The following is a 25756-nucleotide window of genomic DNA, read 5'->3' on the forward strand; positions in this document are numbered from 1 at the left end:
CCGGCCGGCAGGGAACCGGCCGGCCGTGGTGGGTGCCGGGAGCGTGGGGGTCAGTCGGCTTCCGGGTCGGGGGCGAGGGAGAACACGAAGGAGAACTCCGCCGGTTCCGCGTGCAGGTGGTACCGGGGCAGGGGGCCGGGGCCGCAGGACTGGGAGCCGATGCCGTGGTGGGCGTGGTCCAGGTTGACCCAGACTGTGTCGCCCGGGGTGAGGTCGGTGCGGTGGGCGGCCGTGTCCAGGTGTTCGGTGGTCCAGCGGCGGGCGGTGAGGAAGAAGGCCGGGTCGCCCTCGACGCGCAGGCCGCCGAGTTCCGCCCAGCGGACGTCGATGCGGGCGCCGTTCTCCTGGGGGCGGACGTACGGCGTCTGCATACCGTCCACCGTCGACTGCCAGCGGCCGACCATCGCGGCCGCCCTGGTGTCGGGATACGCCTCGCCGGGGCCGCCGCCGTACCACCGCACACCGTCGGCCGCGGACAGGGCGAAGCGGATGCCGAGCCGGGGCAGGGGGGCGGTCAAGTCGCCCTCGGGGGTGGTGCATACGGTCAGCCGTAGACGGTCTCCGTCCGACGTCCAGCGGTATACCGTCGACAGCCCCAGCTCGCGCGCCGCCGGCGCCACCCGGGTGCGGACCGTGAGGGTGTGCTCGCCGGTCTCCACCGCGTCCAGCCGGTGCCGCATCCGGTGCAGGCCGAGGTGCCGCCACAGCGGCCCGTAGCGCAGGTCGGACTGCCAGGGCGCGCCGTCGTCGTTGTCGGTGGTGGCCCGCCACACGTCCAGGCGCAGGCCGGAGACCGGCACGCCGCCCACGGCCGTCAGAGCGCCGGTGCGGGCGTCGAAGGCGCCCGGGCCGAGGGTGATCACCCCGTCGCCGGTGACCGGACGGGCGGTCGCCGGGACCGTCGGCGGCCGGCGCTCCGACGCCGGGACCTGGCCCCACGCCACGACATGGCCTTCAGGCGCCCAGCGGGTGTCCTGGGCGAGCGCGGCGCGGACCGTCCAGTGGGCCTCGCCGGCCGGCGCCCCGGCCGGCGGCGCGGGCAGCTTGACATCGGCGGACTCGCCGGGCGCCAGCGCCGGCACCGGCAGGGCGCCCGATTCCACCGGCTCCCCGTCGACCTCGTACGACCAGGAGAACACCAGCGCCGACAGACCGGCGAAGTCCTGCTTGTTGGTGACCCGGACCGTGCCGTCGCCGAAGTCGCCGGTGATGCCGACCGGTTCGATCACCTTCTTGAACTCGGTGAGCCCGGGGGAGGGCGTCCGGTCCGGGAAGAGCAGGCCGTCGCAGACGAAGTTGCCGTCGTGCAGCTCTTCGCCGAAGTCGCCACCGTAGGCGTAGCCCAGGTCGGGATGCGCGATGCCGTGGTCGATCCACTCCCACACGAAGCCGCCCTGCAGCCGGTCGTACGACTCGAACAGCCGCTGGTAGTCGGCGAGACCGCCGGGCCCGTTGCCCATGGCGTGCGCGTACTCGCAGAGGATGAAGGGGAGCCGGCGGCGTTTGAGGGTGCCGCCGTCCAGGCCGCGGCCGATGCGCTCGACCTCGGCGTGGTCGGCGTACATCCGGGAGTACACGTCGGTGTCCCGGCAGGTGGGGTCGCCCTCGTAGTGCAGGAGCCGGGAGGAGTCCCGGGCGCGGATCCACTCGGCCATCGCGGTCAGGCCCCGGCCGGTGCCGGCCTCGTTGCCGAGCGACCAGACGACGACCGACGGGTGGTTCTTGTCCCGTTCGACCATGCGGGACGCCCGGTCCAGCAGGGCCGGGGTCCAGCGGTCGTCGTCGACGGGGTTGTCCCGCCAGCCCTGCTCGGTGAAGCCGTGGGTCTCCAGATCGCACTCGTCGATCACCCACAGGCCGTACTCGTCGCACAGGTCGAGGAAGGCCGGGTGCGGCGGGTAGTGGGAGGTGCGGACGGCGTTGACGTTGTGCCGTTTCATCAGCAGCACGTCGTCGCGCATCGTCTCCAGGTCGACGGCGCGGCCCTTCTCAGGATGCCACTCGTGCCGGTTGACGCCCTTGAAGAGGACCGGCCTGCCGTTGACCTTGATCAGGCCGTCCGCCAGTTCCACGGTACGGAAGCCGATGCGCAGCGGCACCCGTTCGCCCTCGGTGGCCAGCACGCCGTCGTACAGCCGGGGCGTCTCGGCCGACCAGGGCTCGGCCGGCACGGTGACGCTCTCGCCGGTCGCGACGTCGATGCCGAGTCCGGGCACGGTCACCCGGCCGTCCACGTCGGAGTCGACGCGCAGGGTGCCGGTGCCGGCGCGGTGGTCGTAGGAGGCGTGCACGAAGAAGTCGAGGGCACAGCCCGCCGGGCGGTGCAGCAGGGTGACGTCCCGGAAGATGCCCGGCAGCCACCACTGGTCCTGGTCCTCCAGATAGGAGCCGGCCGACCACTGGTGGACCCGGACCGCCAGGACGTTGCCCTCGGGCCTGAGCAGATGGCCGACGGCGAACTCGTGCGGCAGCCGCGAGCCCTTGAACTCGCCGAGTTCCGTGCCGTTCAGCCACACCCGGGCGCAGGACTCCACCCCGTCGAAGCGCAGTACCGCGCCCCCGTCCGGCGGCCAGTCCTGCGGCAGGTCGAAGACCCGCAGGTGGTCGCCTGTCGGGTTCTCCGTCGGCACCCGCGGCGGATCGACCGGGAACGGGTACAGGTGGTTGGTGTAGATCGGTGAGCCGTGCCCCTGGAGCACCCAGTGGCCGGGGACCGAGATCTCCGCCCAGTCACCGGCGTCGTACCCCTCGGCGGCGAAGGAGTCGTCCTCGGTGTCGGCGGCCGGCGACAGCCGGAACCGCCAACGGCCGTTCAGTGGCAGGGTCTTGGCGTCGGAGGAGGCATACCACGCGCGGGGCGGGAGCGCCCCGGAGCCCGGCGAGACGTCCTCGACGTAATCGGTGACGGTGCGGTTGCGGAGGGACATCGGTCTCCTAGCTCAGCCCTTGATGCCGGTCTGCGCGATCCCCTGCACCAGCCAGCGCTGGAGGAAGAGGAACACGAGCAGCAGCGGCAGGATGGAAATGGCGGTCGCCATGAAGATCTGGTGGAAGACGACGGTCTGGTTGGTGATGTACGACGAGAGCGCCACCTGCACGGTCCAGGAGCCCGGATCCTGCCCGATGACCAGCGGCCACAGGAAGGCGTTCCAGCCGTTGATGAACGTGATGGTGGCGATCGCCGCGAAGAAGTTCAGCGAGTTCGGCACGACGACCCGCCAGTACGCGCCCCAGTAGCCGAGCCCGTCCACGCGCGCCGCCTCCTCCAGTTCCTTGGGGAACCCGAGGAAGTACTGCCGGAACAGGAAACAGGTGAAACCGCTGAACAGCCCCGGAATGATCAGGCCCCGGTAGCTGTCCACCCAGCCGAGCGACGACACCAGCACGAAGCTCGGCACGAAGGTCACCGAGGTCGGGACCATCAGGGTGCCCAGCACGACGTAGAAGATCTTGTTGGCGTGCCGGTACGGGATGCGGGCCAGGGCGTACCCGGCGAGCGAGCACACCAGCAGGATGCCGGCGGTCATGGAGACGGCGACGATCGCGGAGTTCACCAGCGACCGGCCGAACGGCACCGACTGGTCGTCGAACAGCTCACTGATGTTCCCCCATTGCAGATGCGTGGGGAAGAACTCCCAGTGTTCTCCGGTGATCCTGGCGTCGGTGGACAGGGCGTTGCGCAGCAGCACGTAGAAGGGGACCAGGAAGAGGAGGGCGGCGACACCCGTGGCGACGTACAGGCCGGTGCTGCCCATCACCCCGCCCCTGTGTTTGGCGGTCACTTGGACTCCTCACCCCTTCCGAAGCCCATGATCCTGCCCTGGAACAGGGTCACGAGGACGATCAGCGCGGTCAGGATGACGGCGCCCGCGCTGCCGGCGCCGTAGTCCTGCTCGGTGCCCAGGGCGGTGTAGTACAGCTCGACCAGCGGGGGCCGGCCCCAGGTGGTCTTGTCGAGCAGGTTGAAGAACTCGTCGAAGGCCTGGTACGCGGCGATGAGCAGCAGCAGGATCACCGCGGTCGACGTGGCGCGCAGCTGGGGCAGCGTGATGTGCCGGAAGGTCTGCCAGCCGGGCCTGGCGCCGTCGATGGCGGCGGCCTCGTACAGCTCGGCCGGGATGTTCTGCAGCGCGGCCAGGAAGAGGATCATGTAGAAGCCGGACTGCAGCCACAGCCGTGCCGTGACGATCACCAGCCAGTACCAGGGCGGACTGGGGCTCGCCAGCCAGGCGACGTTGTCGATCCCGAACCAGCCGAGGACGGTGTTCATCAGGCCGAAGCGCACGCCGCTGAAGAGGGACATCTTCCAGATCAGCGACGCGGCCACATAGCTGCACGCGGTCGGCAGGAAGAACACCGAGCGGAAGAACGCCCGCAGGAACCTCAGGCGGTTCACCAGCAGGGCGAGGCCCAGGGACACCGCCCAGGTGGTCGGCACGATGAACGCGGCGAAGACGGTGAAGGTGCCGAGCGAGTGGACGAACTTGGGGTCCGTCAGCATGTACGTGTAGTTGTCGAAGCCGATGAACTTCGACGGGGTGACCGTGAAACGGGCGTCGAAGAAGCTGAGGTAGACGCTCCAGCCGATCGGCACGTAGATGAAGACGATCAGCCCGGCGAGGAAGGGGCTGACGAACAGCCAGAAGTTGAAGGTGCGGCTGCCCCGCAGGCCCTGCCAGGTCCTGGCGGGGCGGGTCCCGGCGGGGGCGGGGGCGGTGAGACGGCGTTCAGTGGTCGTCGGCATGTCGTGGTCCGTCCGCCGGCCTATCCGAACAGCTTCTTCAGCTCGCGCTCGACGGTCTTGTCGCACCGGTCGAGGGCCGCCTCCGGGTCGCCGCCCTTGCGGACGCAGTCGGCGACGACGTCCCACGTCGCCTGGATCATGGCCTGGGTCCAGCCGATGTTGTCGAAGTGCCCGTAGTCGTTGAAGAGCTTGACGCCCTGCGCGGGCAGCCCCGACTCGAGCTTGGAGGCGGAGGCGGCGATCGAGGCGCGCGGCGGGATGTGGAAGCCGTACGAGGTCGCGAAGTCCTCCTGGTACCGCTTCTGGCCGATCCACAGCCACTTCACGTACTCCTTGGCCGCGTCGACGTCGTCGCCCTTGGCGTTGACGAACATCGACCAGCCGCCGTTGTAGACGGAGGGCTTGCCGGAGTCGACGGTCTTCGGGAACGGGAAGATGCCGAGGTCGTCGCCGAGCGCCTTCTGGAACTGCGGCATCGCCCACATGCCGCAGAACTGGACGGCGCACAGGCCCTGGGTGAGCGAGGAGGGGTCCCAGAAGTCGGTCGGGGCGCCGAGGAGCAGATGGCCGCTGGTGAAGAGCGTGCGCAGCTTCTTCAGGCCCTCGACGACGGCGGGCGTGTGGTAGGCGATCTCGTTCTTGTCGTTGAGGGTGTCGGCGCCCGCGGACCAGATCAGCGGGTTGACGATCGCGTGCAGGTCGTTGCCGAGGTAGACGCCCTTCGTCTTGCCGGTGGTGAGCTTGGCGGCGGCCTCGATCAGCTCGTCCAGCGTCTCGGGGACCTTGACGCCGGCCTTCTCGAAGAGGGAGGGCCGGTAGAAGAAGAACTGCGGGTCGTCGATCATCCGGACGCCGTAGACCTTCCCGTCGACCGTGTGCGAGGTGATGTCGGCCGCGTTGAAGTCGTCCTTGACCGGATCGACGATGTCGCTCAGATCCGCCACCTGGCCGCTCTTGACCAGCTGGATCTGCGGGTGGAACTCGAAGACGTCGGGCGCGTTCTTCGTGAGCAGCGTGGCGAACAGCTTGCTCTCGTAGTCGGCGCTGGTGATCCACTGCGTGGTCACGTCCGCCTTCTTGTACGCGGCCGCGTACCGCTTGACCGCCTGCTCCACGCCCGGCTCGCCGTAGGCGTGGAACATCTGGGTGAGCTGCTTGCCCGAACCGGAGCCGCCCCCGCGGCCGTTGTTGCCGCCGCACGCGGCGAGCGGGGCGGCGACGGCCAGACCGGCGGCGGCCCGGAGTATCGAACGGCGGTCCCAGGTGCTGTTGCTCTGTGCCGGCATGGCTGACGTCCTTGTCTGTCGGGGTGCGGGTGCGGCTGAGGCTGGTGCGGGACGTTAACCTTCGGATAATGCTTCGGCAAGGGGTTGGACAAAGTCGGTTCGAAGTGTTGTGCGGGGTTCGGGATCACGAACAAGCGCGAGGCGCAGGGAAGTTGAGCGTGCACCCCTTCCGTCGTCACGAAGGCGGTGCGGTACGGCTCCTTGCGTGCGCGGTGCTGCGCTTCGCGGACCGGTGCCCGACGGACTGCAGCGCCCCCTCCAGCGCGAACGTGGCCGCGCCCAGGGACACCGGGTCGGTGGGGATCGGCGACAGGACGATCTCGGTGGCGGCCAGCGGCCGGCGCAGCGCGTGCCGGGCGACGGCCTGCCGGACCTCGCCGAGCAGCGGCTCGCCCAGCCGGGCGGCGACCCAGCTGCTGAGCACGACCACTTCCGGGTTGAGCAGGTTGATCAGGTCGGAGATGCCGGCGCCCAGGTAGCGGGCGGTGTCCCGCATGACCTTGAGCGCGACCGGGTCCTCGGCGGCGACCGCGCGGGCCAGCGCGTCGATGGTGGACGTCTGGTCGTCGGGGTGCAACAGGGGGGACTGCGGGCTGAGTTCGCGCAGGTTCTGCATGATGCCGGGCGCGCCCACGTACGTCTCGACGCAGCCGTGATTGCCGCAGTGGCACAGCCGGCCGTCCAGCACGAGTGTGGTGTGGCCCCATTCGCCGGCGCTGTTGCTCACGCCCCGGTGCAGCCCGCCGCCGAGGGCCAGACCGGCGCCGACCCCCGTGCCCAGGTTGACCACGACCGCGTCCCCGCGTCCCCGCGCGGCCCCGAACCACAGCTCGGCCACCGCGCAGGCGCGCAGCGGGTTGTCCAGGTACAGCGGGTAGGCGATGTGCTCGGCGAGCAGATCGAGCAACGGCACGTCGTGCCAGTCGAAGTTGGGCGCGTACTCGGCGACGCCGGTGTCGCGGTCCACCTGGCCCGGCACGCTCACCCCGACGCCGAGCACCCGGGCCGCCTCGATGCCGGCCTGCGCCACCACGGAGCCGACGGCCGCGGCCACATGGCCCACCACCTGCTCCGGGCGGCTCTCGCCGGGCCGCATGTCCTCCTCGGCGCGGGCCAGCACGTTCAGCGCCAGGTCGAACAGCTCGACATGGACGTACGTCTCCGCGATGTCGACGCCGATCAACGCGCCCCCCGACGCGTTGACGGCCACCAGTCCCCGGGGCCGGCCGCCGGCCGAGTCCTCGAAGCCCACCTCGGTGATCATGCGGAGGTCGAGCAGCTCGCCGACCAGGGTGGCGACCGTGGCCAGGCTCAGCCCGGTGGCGGCGGCCAGCTCCTGCCGGGAGGTGGGGGACTCGGCGATGATCTGGCGCAGCACCTCGTAGCGGTTCGCGGTGCGGATGTCACGTGATGTGCGCTTCACGCGGCTGTCCCTCCCATCCCGTCCAGCCGGACCCGGCCGGGCCACCCCGGCACCGGCGCGGGCGCCAGGCTATGGGCTGGGAGGGAGTTTCGACAAGGGCTTAGGAAAGGGGATGAAGGAAGTCCAAGGCGGCTACCGGGGGTCCAGAGCGGCTACCGGGGTCCGGAACGGCTGCCGGGTTCCATGACGGCCACCGGGTTCCGGGACGGCTACCGGGTTCCGGGACGGCTACCGGTACTCGGGGAGCCCGAGCAGGTCCCGCACGAAGGCGTTGGCGAACGTGCCGGACGGGTCCACCTGGCGGACCAGGGACGCGAAGTCGTCGAACCGCGCGTACCGCCCGCGGAGCACGGCCGAGGGGATCTGGAAGACCTTCCCCCAGTGCGGGCGCGGGTCGAACGGCTCCAGCACCTCCTCCAGCCGGCGCACCACCGGCAGCACCGCCGCCTCGTCCCGCACCCAGGTGAAGTGCAGCGCGACCGAGTCCCGGTCGTGGGCCGGGCTGAGCCACTGGGCGTCGGCGGCGACCGTACGCACCTCGCAGGTCTGCAGCACACCGGCGACCGTCGACCGGATACCGTCGATCGCGTACAGCGCGTCGAGGGCGGCCGACCGGGGCAGCAGGTACTCCGACTGGATCTCCTCCCCGCTGCTCGGCGTGAACTCCGCCCGGAAGTGCGGCAGCCGCTCGTGCCACGGCCCGGGCACCCCGAACTGCTCGGTGCAGTTGCCCGCCGGCATGCCCGGGACCGGGTGCAGCGGCACCTCGGCGGGCGCCGCCCAGGGGAAGTCCACGGCCGGCCGGTCCGTGCGCCGCTTGACCCACACCTGCCGAAAGCCCGGCTTCCGCCAGTCCGTGAACAGGCTCACGCTGTACCCCGCGGCCGCCACGGCAGCGAAGTCCAGCCCCTCCAGCGGCAGTTCCGTGTAGACCCGCTGCTCCACCTCGTACGCCGCCTCCAGGTCGAGCGTGAGCGCGGTGACGACGCCGAGCGCGCCGAGCGAGGTCACCGCACCGCCGAACCGCGGGTCGTCCCGGCCGATCGTCCCGGTGTCACCGCTCGCGAGGACCATCTCCACCTCCCGGACGGCCGAGGCCAGCGGGCCGTTGCCGACGCCCGAGCCGTGCGTGCCCGTCGCCACCGAACCGGCCACCGAGATGTGCGGCAGCGAGGCCATGTTGGCCAGGGCGAGACCGTGCGCGTGGACCGTCTCGGCCAGGTCGGCGTAGCGGACGCCACCGGACACCCGGACCGTGCGCGCCGCCGTGTCGACGTCGATCACCCGGGGCAGGTCGGCCGTGGACACCAACACGCCGTCCGGACCCGGGTCGGCGATCCGGTTGAAGGAGTGCCCGCTCCCCAGCACCCGCACCCGCTCACCGGCCCCGACCAGCGCCGCGAGCGCGTCGAGGGTGCGCGGACGGTGGAACTCCCGCGCGGTGTACGTGATGGTGCGCGCCCAGTTGCTGACCGTCCCGGCGGTCTCGGCCGTCCCTGTCACAGTTGCGTCCTCCTGGAGAGTGGTTCTGCGCCGACCCTCTCATCCGGCACGCCCCGGCCGGGAGTCCTGCTACGGATTTCGTCGTTGCCAGGCTACTGATCGATGTAATCGACATTTCACTGGCCTCATCCATGCGATATCGGTACCTTCGGCCCATGATCCAGGAACCGCTTCCCGCCCGCCTGCCCGTCACCGACCGCACGCGCCACCGCCGGCTGCGCGAGCAGGGCAGCCTCGAGCGGACCGAGCTGGAGGCGATCCTCGACGCCGCCTTCGTCTGCCATCTCGGCGTGCTGGTCGAGGGGCGGCCTGTCGTCGTGCCCACGGTGTACGGGCGGGACGAGCACCGGCTCTATCTGCACGGATCCGTGGCCGGCCGCAGCCTGGCCGGCGACACCCCGGTGTGCGTGACCGTCACGCACGTGGACGGGCTCGTGCTCGCCCGGTCCGTCTTCGAGCACGGCGTCAACTACCGCAGCGCCATGATCCACGGCACCGCCCGCAAGGTCACCGACCCCGAGGAGAAGCTGGCGGGCCTGCGCCGGCTCACCGAGCACTGCGCGCCGGGCCAGTGGTCGTACGCCCGCCGCCCCAGCCGCAAGGAGCTGGCCGCCACCACCCTCCTCGCCCTCTCCCTTCAGGAGGCGTCCGTCAAGATCCGCACCGGCGCCCCGGACGACGGCGACGGTCCCGACGCGGCCCTCGGCCTGTGGGCCGGCGTCCTGCCGCTGACCACCGTCTGGGGCGACCCCGAGCCCGACCCGGCGCTGCCCGCCGGGACGGCCGTACCGGAACACATCGCCCGCCGTGCGGGGACCCGGCACGGCTGAGCCGCAGGCGGGGGCATACGGTGTGAGACGTACGCCTGAACCGGGAGGAGACAGACGGATGGGCAGTCGTACCGCGCTGGTCGAGGATCTGATGGAGCGGTTCCCGCATGTGCCACGGGAGGCCGTCTTCAAGGAGGACCTGCTCCGCGGGGGCGTCGCCTTCGACCCGTCCGCCCTCAGCGACAACGAGGACGGCGAGGTCAAACCGAAGTCGTACTTCATCTTCTCCTTCGACCACGGCACTTTGCCCGAACTGGGCGAGGCCGCGCTGCGCCGCCCGCCGGAGGAGATCATCCTCACCGGCGGTCCGTACGACCTGCGCCGCACCGTCGTCTCCGTGCGGGTGAACCCGGCCTCGCCGTACCGGGTGGCGGCCGACGAGGAAGGGCTGCTCGGCCTCTACCTCGACGGCAGGCGCATCGCCGACGTCGGGGTGCCGCCCATGCCGGAGTACTACCGGCACACCCTGTCCAACGGGAAGTCCGTGATGGAGGTGGCCCCGACCATCCAGTGGGGCTACCTGATCTACCTCACCGTCTTCCGGGTCTGCCAGTACTTCGGCGCCAAGGAGGAGTGCCAGTACTGCGACATCAACCACAACTGGCGCCAGCACAAGGCGGCCGGGCGGCCGTACACCGGTGTCAAGGACGTCGAGGAGGTCCTGGAGGCCCTCGAGATCATCGACCGGTACGACACCCAGAAGGCCTCCACCGCCTACACCCTCACCGGCGGCGCGATCACCTCCAAGGTGGCGGGCCGCGACGAGGCCGACTTCTACGGCCACTACGCCAAGGCCATCGAGGAGCGCTTCCCCGGCCGCTGGATCGGCAAGGTCGTCGCCCAGGCGCTGCCGAAGCCGGACGTGCAGCGGTTCAAGGACTACGGCGTGCAGATCTACCACCCCAACTTCGAGGTGTGGGACCGGCGCCTGTTCGAGCTGTACTGCCCCGGCAAGGAGCGGTACGTCGGCCGGGACGAGTGGCACAAGCGCATCCTGGACTCCGCGGAGGTGTTCGGCGCGCGCAACGTGATCCCCAACTTCGTGGCGGGCGTGGAGATGGCCGAGCCGTTCGGCTTCACGACGGTGGACGAGGCGATCGCGTCGACCACCGAGGGCCTGCGCTTCTTCATGTCGCACGGCATCACGCCCCGCTTCACCACCTGGTGCCCGGAGCCCACCACCCCGCTCGGCAAGGCGAATCCGCAGGGCGCCCCGCTGGAGTACCACATCCGGCTGCTCCAGGCCTACCGCCAGACCATGGACGACTTCGGGCTGTCCTCCCCGCCCGGATACGGCCCGCCCGGACCCGGCCGCGCCGTCTTCTCCGTCAGCTCCTTCATGGACAGCCTGCCGGCGGACGAACCGGTGGCGGACGCCGCGGAGGCGCCGGCCGAGGTGTGATCCCGCGCACCGGTCCGGCCGCGCGGTGAGCGAAGCGGCTCCGGCGTCCGTACAGGAGGCCGGAGTCGCGGGCCCGTCGCGTCACGCATCCCGGTCGCCACCGTCGGTAACCGGATCTGAACAGGCCGCTTGTCAGTTGTGTCAGGGACGTGAAAGGCTCTGTGTCCTGCCGCGAGGTACCCCGCAACTCCCTTCCCTCTCTGGTGAGTTGCCCTCGCTCGTGGATGCAGGAGTCCGATGCCCGACCTGCCGACCCCCAAGGACGCCACCGAGGCCGCGCTGTTCTCGGAAGGCTGGGACGCGGTGCTCAGCTACGCGGACCTGTGCACCTCCGGGTCCCTGACGGCTCACCAACTGGCGAACGAGGCGTTCGCGCTCGGCATGCGCGAGGTCCGCGCCGCCGCCAGCACCCATGTGCGCGGCGCGGGCCGCCGCACCCAGCGGCTGCCCACGATTCCGGCGCTGCTCACCGCCGTACGCGACACCGCCGCCGGCTGGGAGGCCGACGGCCAGGGCCACAAGCTCGACCCCGACCTGAGGCTGTGGCTCAACTCCGGCAACGCCGCCCGCTTTTCCGGGCCGCCGCTTCAGCGGCCGGTCGCCCTGCGGGGCCTGAGGGACCTGCAGGAGGCCGACGCCGCGCTGCTGTGGCTCGCCGAGGTGGAGGCGCTGCCGCTGCCCACCGTCGCCCGCCGGCTCGGCCTGGACCCGGCCACCGTCGCCGACGAACTCGACCAGGTCCGCACCCTGTTCCGGGACCGCTGCCACCGCGCCCATCTGGACACCCCGATGGACGCTCAGTGCCGCTCCTACGCCCGCCTGCTCGACGCGGTCACCCGCTCGCCGGCCGCCGACACCCCCGACGACCTCTCCCGGCACCTCGCGACCTGCGTGCGCTGCGCCGAGGCCGCCGCGTGCCTGCGCCTGCACGGCGGCGGACTGCCCGCCGCGCTGACCGGAGGGGTCATCGGCTGGGGCGGCCTCGCCTACCTGGAACGCCGCCGGCGCGCCGCCGAGGTCCGCCTCGGCGGGGGCCGCCCCGGCGCCGAGGCGGCGGGCGGTGATCCGGAGGAGGCCGGCGCCGGCCGCCACCGGGCGCTGCGCGGCGGGCTGCTGGCCGCGGCCGTGCTGCTGTCGGCGCTGGCGCTGGGGGTGTCGATGATGCCGTTCGGCGGCTCCGGCGACGACAGCGCCGCCGCCCGCGACGACCGGCAGCCGATCGCCGACCCCAGCGTCCCCCGCACCCCCACCCGCCCGGCCTCGCCGCCTGCCCCCACCCCCACCCCCACCCCCTCCGCGACGCCCACGGCCACCCGCTCCGGCGGCGGGAAGCCCGCCCCCGAACCCCAGGGCAGCACCTCCTCGGCCGCCCACACGCCGGTCCCCGCCCGCAGCAGCGCCCCCGCGGCCGGCTGCCGGGTCGCCTACCACCTCGTCGACCAGTGGCGGGACGGCTTCCAGGCCGCGGTCAGCGTCACCACCGACCGGGCCCTCGACGGCTGGAGCGTGTCCTGGTCCTTCCGCGACGGCCAGCAGGTCGGCCAGATCTGGGACGCCACCGTCCACCAGAACGGCTCCCGCGTCACCGCCACCGCCACCGACTACGACAAGGCCGTCACCGCCCACGGCACCCTGTCCTTCGGCTTCATCGGCACCTGGCAGACGAGGAACCGCTCCCCGTACGGCTTCACCCTCAACGGGGCGCCGTGCGCGACGGGCTGAGCGCCTACGGCCTCGCCGGAGCCACACGCAGGCGATGTGCCGCGGAAGGTTGCGAATGAAGTACGTCACGGCCGTCTGGGACGACGGTGGTTTCCACCTGGGTCCGAGGGCCTACCTGGCCGAGCTGCCGCGTCTGTGCGCCGAACTGCCCCCGGGCGCCCGGACCTTCGCCACCGACCCCGGCCACTACGACATCGCGGGCGCCACCCGCTGTGTCAAGGATCTGGAACTGGCCGGGGTCCACCTCGCCACCGACAAGAGCGGCGGGCTGGTCCTGGACTTCGCGCCCAACAAGTTCAAGCACGACTCCGGCCTGCGCATCAGGTACTCGGGCGTAAGGCGCTTCACCGTCTGCTGTGAGGACCTGCACGCCTCGTGGGCCCAAAACGACTGACCGGTAAATCGGTGGCACCCGGGTGTGTGCCGCTCTATGGTGAGGTCAACTTCGCACGGCGGCCATTGGCTGCCGCTGTCCACTGAGTGGGGAACGGGAGGTGTGACCGATGGCTGTCTCTGTGATGGGCGCTGCCCGCAACCAGAAGATCATCCACTGCACCTCCGTGGGCTCCGGCTGACCTTTCTCACAGCGCACACCTGCGCGGAGCCGGGGCCGCCCGTGTGAAGGGTTCCCCTTGAGTTTCTCCGGTTTTTCTTCTTCCTTTTCGGATCCGGCTTCTTCTGCGGATTCGTCGTACCCCCTTGCCGCCTATGGCTGGGACGACGGCTGGGAAGCCGAGTTCGCCCCCTATGCCGGGCAAGGCTGTCTGCCCGGCCGTGTCGTGCGGGTCGACCGCGGCCAGTGCGACATCGTCACCGCGGACGGGACCGTCCGCGCGGACACCGAGTTCGTCGTGCCCCGGGACCCGATGAGGGTCGTGTGCACGGGGGACTGGGTCGCCGTCGACCCCGAGGGCGACCCGCGCTATGTCCGCGCGTATCTGCCGCGCCGCACCGCCTTCGTGCGGTCCACCTCCTCCAAGCGGTCCGAGGGGCAGATCCTCGCCGCCAACGTCGACCACGCCGTCGTCGCCGTCTCCCTCGCCGTCGACCTCGACCTCGGCCGGGTCGAACGGTTCCTCGCGCTCGCCTGGGAGTCCGGCGCCCAGCCGGTCGTCGTGCTGACCAAGGCGGACCTGGTGCCGGACCCGGTCACCCTCGCCCACCTGGTGCAGGACGTCGAGACGAGCGCGCCCGGCGTGCCGGTGCTCACCGTCAGTGCCCTGCACGGCGAGGGGCTCGACGTCCTCGTCGCGCTCGTCGGCGCCGGCACCTCGGTGCTGATCGGCCAGTCCGGCGCGGGCAAGTCCACGCTGGCCAACGCCCTGGTCGGCGCGGACGTCATGGACGTACGGGCGGCGCGGGACGTCGACGGCAAGGGCCGGCACACCACGACCACCCGCAACCTGCTCGCCCTGCCCTCCGGCGGGGTCCTCATCGACACCCCCGGGCTGCGGGGCGTCGGGTTGTACGACGCCGAGAGCGGGGTCGGCCAGGTGTTCACCGAGATCGAGGAACTGGCCGAGCGGTGCCGTTTCCACGACTGCGCCCACGAGAGCGAGCCGGACTGCGCGGTCCGGTCGGCCGTGGAGAGCGGGGACCTCGCGCCGCGGCGGCTGGAGAGTTACCGGAAACTGGTGCGCGAGAACCAGTGGATCGTCGCCAAGACCGATGCGCGGGTCCGCGCGGAACTGCGCCGGGACTGGAAACGGAGGGGCGCCGCCGGGAAGGCCGCGATGGAGTTCAAGCGGGGGCGCTGGGAGTAGGCGCCCCGCGCCCGGTCCGCCACCGTCATGTCCGTTTTCCGCTAGCCGGGCCCCCTCCGGCGTCCGACACTGGGAAGCGTGATGGACGAGGACTCCAGGTACGAGGCGGTGCGCAGCCGGGACGGGCGGTTCGACGGGGTGTTCTTCTTCGCCGTCGAGACCACCGGCATCTACTGCCGGCCCAGCTGCCCGGCGGTGACGCCGAAGCGGCACAACGTGCGGTTCTTCCCGACGGCCGCCGCCGCGCAGGGATCCGGGTTCCGGGCCTGCCGGCGGTGCCGGCCGGACGCCGTGCCGGGTTCGGCGGAGTGGAACGTGCGGGCGGACGTCGTCGGGCGGGCCATGCGGCTGATCGCCGACGGCGTCGTGGACCGCGAGGGCGTCGCCGGGCTCGCCGCGCGGCTCGGCTACAGCGCACGGCAGGTCCAGCGGCAGCTGACCGCCGAGCTGGGCGCCGGGCCGGTGGCGCTCGCCCGGGCGCAGCGGGCGCACACCGCGCGGGTGCTGCTGCAGACCACCGAGCTGCCGGTCACCGAGATCGCGTTCGCGTCCGGGTTCGCCAGCGTGCGGCAGTTCAACGACACCGTACGGGAGGTGTACGCCTCCACCCCGACCCAGCTGCGGGCGGCCGCACCCCGGCGCCGGGGCGGCCGCGGGGCGGCACCGGGCGCCGGGATCCCGCTGCGGCTCGCCCATCGCGGCCCCTACCAGGCCGGCGCCGTCTTCGACCAGCTCGCGCGGGAGGCGCTGGCCGGGGTCGAGGAGGTCTCCGGCGCGCCGGGCGGCCGTACCTACCGGCGCACGCTGCGGCTGCCGTACGGCACAGGAATCGTCGCCGTGGCGGAGCGCATCCGGACGCCGAGGCCGGGGACCGGCACCCGTCCGGGCGGCTGGCTCGACGCGCGGCTGCACCTCACCGACCCCAGGGACCTCACCACCGCGGTGCAGCGGCTGCGGCGCCTGTTCGACCTCGACGCCGACCCGTACGCCGTGGACGAGCGGCTCTGCGCCGACCCGCGGCTCTGCCCGCTGGTCGCCGCCCGGCCCGGACTGCGCTCGCCCGGCGCCGTGGACCCGCTGGAGCCCGCCGTCCGGGCCCTGGCCGGGAAGGAGGGCGCCGAGGAACTGGTGCGGCGGTACGGCAAGGTGCTCGACGCGCCCTGCGGCAGCCTCACCCGGCTCTTCCCCGAGGCCGCCGTCCTCGCCGAGGCCGAGCCCGACGGCCCGCTGGGTGCGCTCGCCGCCGCCCTGGCCGACGGCACCGTACGACTCGATCCGGGCGCCGACCGGGACGACGCGCAGGAGGCCCTGCTCGCCCTGCCCGGCATGGACCCGGCCACCGTGGCCGCCGTCCGCGTGCGCGCCCTCGGCGACCCGGACGTCGCCCCGCCCGGCGCGGAGGTGCCCGACGAGTGGCGGCCCTGGCGCTCGTACGCCGTCCAGCATCTGCGCGTGGCGGGGGAGTGGAGCCGATGACGACCGGCTACTGGACCGAACTCGGCTCTCCTGTGGGCCGGTTGCTGCTCACCGCCGACGCGGACGGGGCGCTCACCTCGCTGTCCGTACCCGGGCAGAAGGGCGGGCGGAGCGCGGAGAGCCTGCGGAACCCGGGGGACGGATGGCGGTGCGACGCGGGCCCGTTCCGGGCGGCAGCGGAGCAGCTGGCCGCCTACTTCGCCGGTGAACTCAAGGACTTCCGGCTTCCGTTGAACGCACACGGCACGGAGTTCCGGCAGCGCGTGTGGGCGGCCCTGGACGAGGTGCCGTACGGCGCCACCGTCACCTACGGGGAGATCGCCGCGCGGACCGGTGCCTCCCGCGCGGCGGTGCGCGCCGTCGGCGGCGCGATCGGCGCCAACCCTCTGCTGATCGTGCGCCCGTGCCACCGGGTCATCGGCGCGAACGGGGCGATGACCGGGTACGCGGGCGGCGTCGAACGGAAGGTGTGGCTGCTGACCCTCGAGGGCGCGCTCACGGACACCGCGCAGGCGACGTCGTCCGCGGGTGGTCCGGCCGCGCGCAGCGACCACGCGGGGCCGGCCGGCTGATGCCGGACCCGTCGGCCTCGGGCGGCTCGGCTACTGTTCGGCCTCGCCGCGGATGTCGACGCCGCGCACCCGCCAGGGCCGCACGCTCGCGATGTCGTGGACGGGTTCGCCCGGGGCCGGCCGTGCCGGTCGACGGTGGCCATGCGGCCCAGCCGCTGCGACGCCGGATACGTGCGTTCCGCCTCGCCGCATTCGGTGATACCGCCCACCTGGCACACCGGCTCCATGACCCAGGGCTGCCGTCCTACGCCCGGTTGCGCCGAGTGGGTGGACGGCCGCCGAGGGTGCGGTGGCACGGCCCGGCCGTGTGGCACGGTCTCCTCCGACGGGCGACGGGGAAGGTCGGGTGCGCGGATGACCGGGGTCGGGCGGATCCTCGCGGTGCTGGTACTGGCGATGCTGCCGGGTCCGGCACACCCGGCCGCCGCGGCGCCGGGCCCGCGGGCCTGGGCCGGCGGTCCGGGGGGTGGGGCGGTCTCGCGGGCCGCGACCGCCGGACGGGGGGTGGAGCCGGTTGGCTGGGCGGTCGGGCGGAGGGTCGAGGGGCCGCCGGTGCGCTGGGCGGGCGGCCTCCGGACCGAGACGTCGCCGGGGCGCTGGACCGGGAGTTGGGAGAGCGCGCCGTCGGGGGCCGCCGCCGCGCTGCCCGGTGCCGCTGTGCGCAACGTGGTCCACCTCAGCGCTGGCGGCAGGGCCGTGCGCGTGCGGCTCAGCAACCGCTTCGGCAGCGGGCCGCTGCGGCTCGGCCCGGTCACCGTCGCGGTGCGGGCGGCCGGTCCCGGCGCGGTGCCCGGCACCCTGCGCGTCGCCACGTTCGGCGGCGCCCGTACGGTCACCGTCCCGCCCGGCGAGGACACGGTCACCGACCCGGTGCCGCTGCGCGTCCGGCCCGCCGCCGACCTGCTCGTCACCGTGGCCACCCCCGGCGACGACGGCCCCGCCACCTTCCACCAGACCGCCCTGCAGACCAGCTACGTCGCCCCGCAGGGTGCGGGCCGGGCCGCCGACGAGGACGGCGCCGCCTACACCACGATGGTCGGCTGCTGGTACTACGTCACCGGCGTCGACGTCCTCGGCCCCGCCACCGGCAGCGTCGTCGCGTTCGGCGACTCCCTCACCGACGGGAACGGCTCCACGCCCGACACCAACCGCCGCTGGCCCGACCGGCTCGCCGACCGCCTCCGCGCGGACCGGCTCGGCGTCCTCAACGCCGGGATCTCCGGCAACCGCCTGCTCCGGGGCGGCGCCGGACCGAGCGCCCTCGCCCGCCTGGACGCCGACGCCCTGGACCGTACCGGGGTGCGGGTGCTGGTCGTCCTGGAAGGCATCAACGACATCAAGGGCATCCCGACGGCCGACGACGTCTCCGCGTACGCCGACGCCTACCGCGCGCTCGTCGCCCGCGCCCACGCCCGGGGCGTCCGGGTCGTCGGCGTCACCCTCACGCCGTACCGGGGCTTCCCGGCCTACACCGCCGCGCGCGAGGCGGTACGGCGGCGGGTGAACGCCTTCATTCGCACCGGCGGCGCCTTCGACGCGGTCGCCGACGCCGACGCCGCCCTGCGCGACCCGGCCGACCCGACCCGCCTAGGCACGGCCTACGACCCCGGAGACCACCTGCACTTCAACGACACGGGCATGGCGAAGCTCGCCCGCGTCGTGCTGCGCGCGCTGCACCGGGTGACGGTGCGGGGCGGGTCCCTGGTGGGACGAAGTGGGGCGTGAGGCGCGCGACGGGGGTGTCTGGTGCACGACGACCACGAAGGCGGGGGCGCGGCCGGAGCCTACGCGCGGGTCACCCAGCCCCGCTCGTACGCGTGCCAGCCCAGCTGCAGCCGGGTCGTCACCCCGGCCAGCTCCATCAGCCGCCGTACCCGGCGCTGCACGGTCCTCAGGCCCAGGTCGAGCTGTTTGGCCACGCTCGCGTCGGTCAGCCCGGCCAGCAGCAGCGACAGCACCTCCAGATCCGTCGCGTCGGGCCGGTCCGGCTCCTCCTCCACCACCCCGGACCCCTCCAGCCGCAGCGGCAGCGCCTCCCGCCACACCGACTCGAACAGCCCGGCCAGCAGCTCCAGCAGCCCGCTGGCGTGCACCACCAGCGCGGCCGGCTCCGCCGTGCGCGAGGTCAGCGGCACCATCGCGAGCGACCGGTCGGCGATCACCAGCTTGGTCGGCACCCGGTCCACCACCCGCACCCGCTCGTCGCGGGCCAGCGCCGCCGACAACTCGGCGAACCCGTCCGGCAGTTCCAGCACGGCGCGCTCCACCACCACCCGGTAGCGCACCCCGCGCCCGGCCGCCTGCTCCTCCGCCTCGTTCTCCACGCCGGACACGACCACCGGATTGCCGGTGACCAGCGCGCACACCTCCTCGGCCGCCCCCAGCTGCAGCTGCAGAAAGCGCTGGGCGACCGCCGCCGCGCCGGTCACCACCTCGACCAGGTCGTGCACCGCGGGCTCGGCCGCCGCCGCCCGGTACTCCTCCGCCAGCAGCGCCGCCGTCAGCTCCGCCTTCTCCAGCTCGTGCCGCCGCTGGGTGAGCAGCGCGCCCAGGGCCACGCCGGGCGGCGCGGCCACCCAGCGGCCCGGCCGCGCCGGGGACTGCGCGGCGAGCCCCTGCCGTTCCAGGCGGCGCAGCGCCCGCTCCGCCTCCGGCTCCGACAGCGTCAGGCGCCGCGCCAGATCGGTCACGTCGGCCGCGCCCACGGACACCAGCGCCCTGTACGCCGCCTCGTGCGTCTCGTCCAGCCCTATCGCCGCCAGCATCGGCTCACGTCCCCTCCCCTGGAACAGGCCCGGCGCCGGGCCCGAGAACTCGCCACCGAGAAGCTGCCATGACGGCCCCGATTGGCGGAAACCGGCCACGGCGCAAACCCGCCGCGCAACATCATCGCCGTACACGTGGTGACTCTGCCAAGGTGGCAGCATCACGGAACGCGAGCGTGCACCGGATGTACAGCCGCGTCCCAGGAAACCAAGCCACAATCAGGCCAGTCGGCCGGGTGCCCTGTTACGGCCCCGGTCGTCCTGGGCCGTGGCCCGGGCCCGGACGTGTGCGAGCCACACGAAGGGGATCCGGGGCCGGGCCACTTCGGACGCCGCCGGGCGGTCCTCCCGTGGGGGGTGGGGCCGCCCGGCGGCCACTTTCCCCCATCTGCCGCCGCTCGTACGGTTGTTCCGCCCCTCACTCGACGCGCCGTTCGACGGTGCCGGGTGCGCCGGTTTTTCCCGATGCCCCGTTTTCAGACGGCCCCCGCGGTGGACAATTAGGGGCATGAGCCAGCAGGGGGGAAGACCCGCCCGTCCCGAGGACGACTGGTGGGGACAGCTGTACGACGACTCCACCGCGGACACGGGGCCGGCGGCCGCGGCCGATTCCCTGGACGACCGTTTCGCCTCCGCCAAGCGCACGGTGACGGGCCGCCCGTTGACACCACCGCCCACGCGGACCGGCCCCGGCGACGGCACCAAGGGCGGCACGGCCTCCGAGGATCCCCCGGCACCGGCACCGCCTCACCGGGAGCCCGTACTGCCGGCCCAACGCGCGCCCGAGACCCCGCCCGCCCCACCCCCTCCAGTCTCTCCGGCCGCCTCCACCGACGTACCGCCACCCCGCCGCCCGACCGCACCCCGGCCGACGGGACAGCAACCCCGCGAGCCTCTTCCTCCGACGGAACCGAACCCCCCTGCGCCGCCCACCGAACAGCCTGCGCGAGAACCGCACGCCCCGGTCCCCCCGGCTGCTTCCGCGCCGCCCGCGCCGCCCGCCGAACAGCGGCAGGCCCCCGCCCCCACCGCCGCGCCCCCGGCCGCCGCGATCGCCACCACCCCCAACAGCACGACCCCCCACCCCACCCCACCCACACCCCCCTCCTCCATCGACTACGTCGGTTCAGGGCCGCCCACCTACGACCCGGAGCCCACCGCCTTGCCGGTCGCCGATCCGGACGGGCTGGGGGAGTTGGTCGCGGATACGGTGCTGGACGGGGCGCGGTACGGGGCGTGCACGGTGCGGGCGGTGTCGTTGCGGGGGGACTCGGCGCGGTTCCGGGGCGAGCCGCGGCGGGACTCGTTGCTGACCGCGCGGTTCGGGACGGGCGAGAACGCGCTGGTGCTCGTCGCGATGGCGACCGGGGTGCGCGGCGCCCCGGACGCGCATCTGGCGGCGGCCGAGGCGTGCCGGTGGATCGGGCGGGCCGTCGGCCGCAGCCATCACCGGCTCGTGGAGGACATCCGGACGGCCCGGCGCGGTGACCTGAAGTCGGGCCTGAACCGGCTGACCGACCGCAGCCTCGGCAAGCTGCGTGCGAGCGCCGCCGAACGGGGCGTCGACCCCGAGGAGTACACGGCGAGCCTGCGCTGCCTGCTGCTGCCCGCCGACCCCGGCTGCCGTACCCGCGTGTTCTTCGGCGTCGGCGGCGGGGGCCTGTTCCGGCTGCGCGACGGCGCGTGGCAGGACATCGAGCCACAGGTCACTGCCGAGGCCGGCACCGGCGTACCCGTGGCCGGCTTCGGCTCGGCCCCCGCGGAGACCCCCGACGGCGACCGGCTCACCATGGACTTCGGCATCCCGACCCCGCCGAGCCCGTACGAGCCGGCGCCCGAGCCGCCCCGGGAGCCCTTCCGGTTCCGCGCCTCGACAGCCCGCCCGGGCGACGCCCTGGTGATGTGCACCGCGGGCCTGGCCGATCCGCTGCGCGGCGAGGCCGCCCTCTGCGCCTACCTGGCCCGCCGCTGGTCCGGCCGGACCCCGCCGGGGCTCGCCGCGTTCCTCGCCGACGCCCAGGTGCGGGTGAAGGGCTACGCCGACGACCGTACGGCGGCGGCCGTGTGGGAGGCGTGACCGTTTCCCCAGTGCGTCCAGGGGTGCGGGCTCTGCGCCACGCGTCGCGCCCGTGCGGAAACCCGGTGCCTGGGAGCGGATTTCGGCCAGTTTCACGGCGTGTGACGGTGTGCCGACGGCCGGTGCCGGGCGCATCTGCCTGGGCGTCCCGGGGCGTTCGAGGCGGCCCGCGCCGTGCGGAGGGCCGGCGCGCCGGGCGCGGCACGGCCCGGCGGGCGCCCCGGGCGCCGTACGGCCGTGGCCGAACCGCCGGTCATCGCGCACGGGTGATGACTGGCTGTGTGCGCGCTGGGCAAGCATCCTCCGTGAACGTGTTCGACCAGGAGGGGCAGGGTCCAGCGGCGTGCGGGCGGGGGTCATGAAGAGTCAGGCACGAGGGGGCGGTCCCGCGGTCGTCGGGGGCTCCTCGGCGGCGACGGGGGAAGAGGCCGGCACCATCAGAGCACACGCACACCGGCTGCGGCGCAAGCTGGGCCGGGCCGATCTCAGGGCGGTGCCCGAGGCCCGCCGGGAGCTGCGCGAACTGCTGCGGCACTGGGGCAAGCCGGGCCGCTCGGAGATCGCCGAACTGCTCACCAGCGAACTGGTCACCAACGCGCTCGTCCACACCGACGACGACGCGGTCCTCACCGCGGTCGTGGAGCCGGGCGGACTGCGTGTGGAGGTACGGGACTTCGTGGCCCGCAGACCCGAGCTGACCGGCCCGGGCTCGGACGAGGACACCCATGGACGGGGCATGCTGCTGGTGCAGTCCCTCGCGGACGCCTGGGGCGTACGGCCGCACGGGGTGGGCAAGTCGGTGTGGTTCGAACTGGGCGCCGAGGCGGCGTGACACACGGCCGGCACGGCGGGTACGGCGGGCACGTCGGCTCAGGGGCGTGACCGCACGGGCCGGGGGCGTGACCCATGCGGTCACGCCCCCGGCCCGTCGTGAGCGGTGCTTGCAGCCGGCCCGCGCCGTGTGGCCGTCCTAGCCGAACTGCTGCTCCAGGTCCTTCAGTTTGCGCTCCAGGGAGTCCAGGCGCGGCAGCGCCATGGTGTCGTCCTCGGCGGTGAGGTCGACGGTCACCGGCTCAGCGGACGCGCTGCGGACCGGCTGCAGGGAGGGGCGGGCGCGTACGGGCAGCTGCTCCGCGGTCGATATGGCAGGCTCCGCGGTCGCCGGGGCGGGGCCGCGCTCGACCGCCTGCACCTCGACCTCGACCTGCCGGCCGCCGCGGCCCACGAAGCCGCGGTGGCCCCGGCTGATGGCCTTCAGCTGGGCGCGCTCGATGCGCTGCTGCTCGCGCCGGCGCTGCCGCTGCTGGTCCTTCTGCCGCTTGTCGTCGCGGACCTCCTCGACCGCCTCGTCCAGGCTGCGCACGCCCTCCAGGAGCATCAGCGACCAGGCCCTGTAGGTCTCGCGGGGGGCCCGCAGCCAGCGCACGATGCGGATCTGCGGCAGCGGACGCGGCACCAGGCCCTGCTCGCGCAGGGCGGCCCGGCGGGTCTGCTTCAGCGCCCGGTCGAACAGCACGGCCGCCGACAGCGACATGCCGGAGAAGAACTGCGGCGCTCCCGCGTGGGCGGCGCCGCGGGGCGCGTGCACCCAGTTGAACCAGGCCGCCGCCGCGGCGAACATCCACACGAGTATCCGGGAGCCGAGCGCCGCGTCGCCGTGGCTGGCCTCGCGCACCGCGAGCACGGAACAGAACATCGCCGCGCCGTCCAGGCCGAACGGCACCAGGTACTGCCAGCCGTCGGTCAGCCCCAGGTTCTGTTCGCCGAAGCCGACGAGGCCGTGGAAGGACAGGGCGGCCGCGACCGCCGCACAGCAGAACAGCAGCACGTAGGAGGCCGTGCCGTAAATGGCCTCCTTGCGCCTGCGGCGCTCCTCGCTGCGCTCCCACGAGTCGTCCGCGCTCGCGTTCTCCCCGGAGGTGCGCTTGCCGCGCGCGAGCACCGCCACCGCGACCAGCATGCCCAGGAGCAGTACGGCGCCCGGAAGCAGCCAGTTCAGCGATATGTCGGTCAGTCTCATCAGAGGGTCCCTTGCATGGGGATAGGGCGTAACGCCCGCCATAGTGGCCCACTCCCGAGGGCCCTCAGGGGGTTTCGGGGCAAGAGGCCGCCAAGAAAGCGCAAGGGGATGCCCAGGACGGCGTTCTGCTCGAACTTCCGCGTGAGGGGCGGGAGTTGAGTTCGAATAAGACTACCCGTACGGGTGGTTCCTCGGAAAGTTCCCGTGACCGGTGAGGAAGTTGTGAATCACCTGTCGGAGGGGGTGAGGTGTGCGGGTGGCCGTACCGGCGATGATCTTAGTGGACGCCGCGCGGTGCGGCGGACTTAGGCAAGGCTTGCCTCGGCTACCCCTCGGTGAGTTTGACCTGGCGCCTCGGCGGCCTATGGTGCTTGACGGAGAAACGACAACCCGCCGTTAATGACCCAAGTGCCGACAAGCCGCCAGGAGGGACCCGTGAAGCAGAGCGCGCAGGGCTCCGCCGGCGCGGGGACCCCGCCCGGCGAGACCCGGGTGCCCGTGCAGGCGCGCGCGGCGGACGCCCTCGACGGCTTCCGCGAGCGGGACACCGCCGTGCCCGCGGCCCGGGGCGAGCACACGCACGGTGAGCGGCCCATCCCCGGGGCGCGGCCCGCGGTGCAGCGTTCCTCGGTACGGGGGCAGATCCTGGACGCGCTGCGTGCGGCACTGGTGACCGGGGAGCTGCGGCCGGGCGAGGTCTACTCGGCGCCGGTGCTCGGCGACCGGTTCGGCGTCTCGGCGACGCCCGTGCGCGAGGCCATGCAGCAGCTGGCCCTGGAGGGCGCCGTCGAGGTCGTGCCCAACCGTGGCTTCCGGGTCGTCGAGCGCGGGGCGCGGGAGCTGGCCGAGCTGGCGGAGGTGCGCGCGCTCATCGAGGTGCCGGTGATGCTGCGGCTGGTCCGGACCGTGCCGGGGGAACGGTGGGCCGAACTGCGTCCGCTCGCGGAGGAGACGGCACGTACGGCGGCGTCCGGCTGCCCGGCGGCGTACGCCGAGTCCGACCGGGCCTTCCACCGCGCGCTGCTCGCCCTGTCCGGCAACGAGCAGCTGGTCCGCATCGCCTCCGACCTGCACCGCCGCGCCCAGTGGCCGCCGGTGCGGCAGGGGCGGGCGTACCTGGTCGCCGACGCGGCCGAACACATGGCGCTGCTGGACGCGTTGATCGCCCGTGATCTGGATGTGGTCCGGGGACTGGTCACCGAGCACTTCGCGGGCGCGAGCTGAGGGGAAGCGCCCCGAAGGGGCGCGGGGAACTGCGCGAGTACCCCCCACCGACCCGCACCCGGCGACGAGGCGGCACCCACCCGCCCCTACGCCGTAGCCACCCCCGGCGCAGGCGGGGACAACTGCCGGGCCAGCCACGTCGGTACGCCGCCGAGGAGGCGGAACAGGCGCCGGGCCTCCTCGCGCAGGCGGGACGCCTCCGGTTCGGACTCGGCGTCGGCCAGGGAGGCGAGCGCGGGGGCCGTGCCCACCAGGTAGCCCAGTTCCTCGCGGATCCGCAGGGATTCCGCGAACCCGTGCCGGGCCTCGGCCAACTCCCCGTCCCGCAGGGCGAGTCCGGCGAGGTGGCGCCAGGTGAAGGACAGCAGCAGCGCGTCCGCGTGCGCGGTGGCGCCCGCGTGCGCCCGGCGGTACGCGGCGCGCGCCGCCTGCGGGGAACGGGTCAGGTTCTCGGCGATCAGGCCTCGGCGGAAGTCCAGCAGGGCCCGCAACGGCGCCCCCGGAGGGATCAGCGCCGCAGCCCGCCCCAGCGCGGCCCGCGCCTCGTCCGCGCGGTCCCGGACCCCGTGCAGCGTGGCGGTGTAGGCGAGTTGGCCGCGCTCGCAGGCGGCCGCCCCCCGTTCCTCGTCGGTGTGCGCGAGCGCCTCCGCCGTCCGCAGGGCGTCCTCGGCGTCCGCCCAGCCCCGCTCGGTGTACAGGCACCGTTCGACGAGCAGCGTGGCCCGCTGCAGGGCCGTGGCGGGGGTGTCCGGCGGCAGCAGGGCCGCCGCGTCCGCCCAGCAGGCCCGCGAGCGCAGCCGCCATACCGCGGTCTGGAGAGGATCGTCACCGGCGGTCGTTCCGTTACCAGACATGGCGGGATGCGCCACGTTGCCCTCCCCGAGCACGCCATCGAGCTGTTGAGTGGTGGCGGCATTCCAGCACCAATCGCGGGGCCGGGCCAAGAGGG

20 protein-coding genes are annotated in these 25756 nt (G+C 73.3%); 11 read left to right on the forward strand and 9 right to left on the reverse strand.

Features of this window, described 5'->3' with window-relative positions; translation table 11 throughout:
- Nucleotides 1–50: 50 nt before the first annotated feature.
- From AB0950_RS13805 to AB0950_RS13830, 6 genes are all read right to left on the reverse strand, one after another.
- Nucleotides 51–2927, reverse strand: coding sequence for a glycoside hydrolase family 2 TIM barrel-domain containing protein (locus AB0950_RS13805; RefSeq protein WP_366778564.1), 2877 nt, complete (start codon nt 2925–2927; stop codon nt 51–53).
- A gap of 12 nt (nt 2928–2939) precedes the next feature.
- The gene (locus AB0950_RS13810) at nt 2940–3755 is read right to left on the reverse strand and encodes a carbohydrate ABC transporter permease (RefSeq protein WP_360148533.1); all 816 of its coding nucleotides are present in this window, start codon (nt 3753–3755) and stop codon (nt 2940–2942) included.
- Nucleotides 3756–3778: 23 nt separating this feature from the next.
- Complete coding sequence (locus AB0950_RS13815) at nt 3779–4744, reverse strand: sugar ABC transporter permease (protein ID WP_360147522.1); 966 nt, start codon at nt 4742–4744, stop codon at nt 3779–3781.
- Nucleotides 4745–4764: 20 nt separating this feature from the next.
- The gene (locus tag AB0950_RS13820) at nt 4765–6030 is read right to left on the reverse strand and encodes a sugar ABC transporter substrate-binding protein (protein WP_366778565.1); all 1266 of its coding nucleotides are present in this window, start codon (nt 6028–6030) and stop codon (nt 4765–4767) included.
- A 175-nt stretch (nt 6031–6205) separates the two neighbouring features.
- Nucleotides 6206–7453 carry an ROK family transcriptional regulator gene (locus tag AB0950_RS13825; RefSeq protein WP_366778566.1) on the reverse strand — a complete coding sequence of 416 codons (1248 nt, stop codon included), beginning with the start codon at nt 7451–7453 and terminating at the stop codon, nt 6206–6208.
- 228 nt (nt 7454–7681) lie between these two features.
- Nucleotides 7682–8956: an FAD-binding protein gene (locus AB0950_RS13830; protein WP_366778567.1), complete on the reverse strand. Its 1275-nt coding sequence runs from the start codon at nt 8954–8956 to the stop codon at nt 7682–7684.
- A gap of 155 nt (nt 8957–9111) precedes the next feature.
- Here AB0950_RS13830 and AB0950_RS13835 point away from each other — a divergent pair, with 155 nt between their 5' ends.
- From AB0950_RS13835 to AB0950_RS13870, 8 genes are all read left to right on the forward strand, one after another.
- Nucleotides 9112–9786, forward strand: a complete 675-nt coding sequence (locus tag AB0950_RS13835; protein ID WP_360147510.1) for a pyridoxamine 5'-phosphate oxidase family protein — start codon at nt 9112–9114, stop codon at nt 9784–9786.
- 58 nt (nt 9787–9844) lie between these two features.
- Nucleotides 9845–11188, forward strand: coding sequence for a radical SAM protein (locus AB0950_RS13840; protein ID WP_360147507.1), 1344 nt, complete (start codon nt 9845–9847; stop codon nt 11186–11188).
- Nucleotides 11189–11425: 237 nt separating this feature from the next.
- Nucleotides 11426–12910 (forward strand): cellulose-binding domain-containing protein, encoded by a 1485-nt coding sequence (locus AB0950_RS13845; RefSeq protein ID WP_366778568.1) that lies wholly within the window; start codon nt 11426–11428, stop codon nt 12908–12910.
- 55 nt (nt 12911–12965) lie between these two features.
- Nucleotides 12966–13304 carry a hypothetical protein gene (locus AB0950_RS13850; protein ID WP_366778569.1) on the forward strand — a complete coding sequence of 113 codons (339 nt, stop codon included), beginning with the start codon at nt 12966–12968 and terminating at the stop codon, nt 13302–13304.
- A 238-nt stretch (nt 13305–13542) separates the two neighbouring features.
- Nucleotides 13543–14673, forward strand: coding sequence for a ribosome small subunit-dependent GTPase A (gene rsgA / locus AB0950_RS13855; protein WP_360147498.1), 1131 nt, complete (start codon nt 13543–13545; stop codon nt 14671–14673).
- Nucleotides 14674–14754: 81 nt separating this feature from the next.
- The gene (locus AB0950_RS13860; protein WP_366778598.1) at nt 14755–16149 is read left to right on the forward strand and encodes an AlkA N-terminal domain-containing protein; all 1395 of its coding nucleotides are present in this window, start codon (nt 14755–14757) and stop codon (nt 16147–16149) included.
- Nucleotides 16146–16721, forward strand: coding sequence for a methylated-DNA--[protein]-cysteine S-methyltransferase (locus tag AB0950_RS13865; protein WP_360570562.1), 576 nt, complete (start codon nt 16146–16148; stop codon nt 16719–16721). The genes AB0950_RS13860 and AB0950_RS13865 overlap by 4 nt, the downstream gene beginning before the upstream one ends.
- A 354-nt stretch (nt 16722–17075) precedes the next feature.
- Nucleotides 17076–18446 carry a GDSL-type esterase/lipase family protein gene (locus tag AB0950_RS13870; RefSeq protein WP_366778571.1) on the forward strand — a complete coding sequence of 457 codons (1371 nt, stop codon included), beginning with the start codon at nt 17076–17078 and terminating at the stop codon, nt 18444–18446.
- A 59-nt stretch (nt 18447–18505) separates the two neighbouring features.
- Here the strand turns inward: AB0950_RS13870 and AB0950_RS13875 are convergent, their stop codons facing one another.
- Complete coding sequence (locus AB0950_RS13875; RefSeq protein WP_360147489.1) at nt 18506–19486, reverse strand: helix-turn-helix domain-containing protein; 981 nt, start codon at nt 19484–19486, stop codon at nt 18506–18508.
- Nucleotides 19487–19994: 508 nt separating this feature from the next.
- Between AB0950_RS13875 and AB0950_RS13880 the strand changes: the two genes are divergently transcribed.
- Nucleotides 19995–21563, forward strand: coding sequence for a protein phosphatase 2C domain-containing protein (locus AB0950_RS13880; protein ID WP_366778572.1), 1569 nt, complete (start codon nt 19995–19997; stop codon nt 21561–21563).
- A 358-nt stretch (nt 21564–21921) separates the two neighbouring features.
- Entirely contained in the window at nt 21922–22395 is a 474-nt protein-coding gene (locus AB0950_RS13885) for an ATP-binding protein (protein ID WP_360147483.1), read from the forward strand.
- Between the two features lie 138 nt (nt 22396–22533).
- On the opposite strand, the gene AB0950_RS13890 is transcribed toward AB0950_RS13885, so the two are convergent.
- Nucleotides 22534–23583, reverse strand: coding sequence for a DUF2637 domain-containing protein (locus AB0950_RS13890; RefSeq protein ID WP_360147480.1), 1050 nt, complete (start codon nt 23581–23583; stop codon nt 22534–22536).
- Between the two features lie 435 nt (nt 23584–24018).
- On the opposite strand from AB0950_RS13890, the gene AB0950_RS13895 reads away from it, so the two are divergent.
- The gene (locus AB0950_RS13895) at nt 24019–24807 is read left to right on the forward strand and encodes a GntR family transcriptional regulator (protein WP_360147477.1); all 789 of its coding nucleotides are present in this window, start codon (nt 24019–24021) and stop codon (nt 24805–24807) included.
- Nucleotides 24808–24893: 86 nt separating this feature from the next.
- On the opposite strand, the gene AB0950_RS13900 is transcribed toward AB0950_RS13895, so the two are convergent.
- Nucleotides 24894–25661: a hypothetical protein gene (locus tag AB0950_RS13900; RefSeq protein ID WP_360147474.1), complete on the reverse strand. Its 768-nt coding sequence runs from the start codon at nt 25659–25661 to the stop codon at nt 24894–24896.
- Between the last annotated feature and the right edge of the window lie 95 nt (nt 25662–25756).

Origin of the sequence: Streptomyces sp. NPDC007189 (genome assembly GCF_040703635.1) — a bacterium.
In the GTDB taxonomy this organism is placed as follows: Bacteria; Actinomycetota; Actinomycetes; order Streptomycetales; family Streptomycetaceae; genus Streptomyces.